Raw genomic sequence first — 1,936 nt, 5'->3', positions numbered from 1 at the left:
CGGGCACATGATCCATTACGACGATGGCGACCGCATCGGCGACGCCATTGAGGCGATGGCATCGGAATGAGCGCTTAAAATCTCCGGCGAATTTCAAGAGGACATGGGCGTTGCCAGAATGTGATGTGCTGCGACAAACGTGGAGGCATTGATGGGGAATTTCGCATCTGCCCGGGCGGAAAGACCGCGTGTTGTGCTGTACGGAACATTGCCTTCCGACAGTCGGAGGCTGTCGAGCAATCGAAGCTTCGGCGGCCCCGCTTTGATCGCCGCGGTGGCATACGAACTGCACTGCAACGTCACAGTGAGAAAGCCGAATCACTGAAATTCTTCGCCGGGTCCCATCCGTGCCCGGTAGCGGGGACGCCGAGATTAGGTTCTTTGACCGACTCACCGGCGGGCAAGCCGCTTTTTTCGGGATGTCGCATGCGTGTTCATCACCTCAACTGCATATCGAGTTGTCCGCCGGGCGGGAAGCTCTTCGACGGCCGCACGCCAAGTCTTCTCCGTCGCGGCGAACTCACGTGCCATTGTCTGCTGGTCGAATCCGACGAGGGACTCGTGCTGATCGATACGGGCTTTGGATTGCGCGATGTCGCCGATCCGCGCCGTCGCCTGTCGGCATTCCTTCCAGTGATGCTCAAGCCGGAATTTCGCGAAGAGATGACCGCGATACGTCAGATCGGGAGGCTGGGTTTCTCCGCTGACGACGTGCGGCACATCGTGCTTAGCCATCTGGATTTCGATCACGCGGGCGCCTCGATGACTTTCCGCACGCGAAGGTGCATATGCTTCGCGTTGAACGCGACTACGCAGTCCAGCAGCGAACGTGGTTCGATCGACAGCGCTTCCGGCGGGAATTCCACGACACTACCGGCGGTGACCGATGGCATGAATTTGAATGCGGGAAGCCTCTATCGCAGTCGACGGACGATATCGCGTTGGTGCCGCTTGGCGGCCACACTTTCGGTCATGCCGGCATCGCGATGCGCAAGGAGAGCGGCTGGCTGATGCTGGCAGCAGACGCTTGTTTCTTTCACACGGAAATGGATGTCGAACGCCCACGCTGTACGCCAAGACTGGCGCTATATCAATGGATGGTGGACAAAGATCGCGTAGCGCGTCGATGGAACCAGGCGAGGCTTCGCGGGCTTTGTACCGGTGACAACTGGTCCGAACGAGTGGACGTGTTCTCCAGTCATGACCCGATCGAATTCGAGCGTATTGCCGGACGCTCGGCGGGCGTCCCCGCCGAGGCATTCAAGCAGCCAGCGCGCTCCCCGGTATAAGTGGGCCGGTGGATGAGCCTGCACGCAGTTTCAACCAGATCGGTCGCCGCTTTCTCCGCCGGGGCGCGCGATGTCGGATAGGCCGTCGCCCATGCCCGGTTCGCTCGCCAGTTGGCGTTGCGCCATGACCCAGAAATCGCCAGAGCGGCCTTCTGGACCGCCAGCTTCTTCCCAAAGGCGATAAGCAAGTGCACGGATCTGCTCTTCTGTGGGCGGGGTGTCCATTCTCTCCTCCTTTGAAAACCTTGTTGCAGGTCTGGGCTCTTACGTGGGACGGACAGATATTAACGCGAAGCAAGCATTCCCACGACTATGCAATGGGTGCGGACATCGTGTTGACCTTCGAGGAATTTTCATGCACGAAGTCGTCGGTCATTCGGCGGCGACCCTGTACTTTTTTGCTCTGCATCGCAGAATGAGTGTTCGGAAATCAGGAAGCGTCGTTCCGCTGTGGCTCGCGCGCCATAGACTCCCGACGCTGGCGATATTCTCGGGCGATCGTGTGGTCGAATGTGTTGGTCATGGCGATTCGAGCGTCGAATGAGTCGTGCGTGAAATCCAGCAAACGCCGTTCCGAGGTTCAGCGCGCGTTGTAGGTCCCCGACTTGCTGAGCGAGTGAAAACGCGTGCAAACACGTGCAAACGCG

Annotated in this window: 2 protein-coding genes and 1 pseudogene; 2 read left to right on the top strand and 1 reads right to left on the bottom strand. The window is 59.2% G+C overall.

The features are described 5' to 3' along the window. The first annotated feature begins 426 nt into the window (after positions 1–426). Positions 427–1,289 (top strand): annotated as a pseudogene (locus AWB74_RS44250) (MBL fold metallo-hydrolase). A gap of 30 nt (positions 1,290–1,319) precedes the next feature. On the opposite strand, the gene AWB74_RS44245 reads toward AWB74_RS44250, so the two are convergent. Further along, positions 1,320–1,514: a DUF2934 domain-containing protein gene (locus tag AWB74_RS44245; RefSeq protein ID WP_061152603.1), complete on the bottom strand. Its 195-nt coding sequence runs from the start codon at positions 1,512–1,514 to the stop codon at positions 1,320–1,322. Positions 1,515–1,644: 130 nt separating this feature from the next. Between AWB74_RS44245 and AWB74_RS44240 the strand changes: the two genes are divergently transcribed. Continuing rightward, positions 1,645–1,833, top strand: a complete 189-nt coding sequence (locus tag AWB74_RS44240; RefSeq protein ID WP_061152762.1) for a hypothetical protein — start codon at positions 1,645–1,647, stop codon at positions 1,831–1,833. The last annotated feature ends 103 nt before the right edge of the window (positions 1,834–1,936 follow it).

This window comes from Caballeronia arvi (assembly GCF_001544695.2).
Taxonomy (GTDB): domain Bacteria; phylum Pseudomonadota; class Gammaproteobacteria; order Burkholderiales; family Burkholderiaceae; genus Caballeronia; species Caballeronia arvi.
Note: the sequence above shows the minus strand (reverse complement) of the source record. Positions and strands in the feature narration are given on the sequence as shown.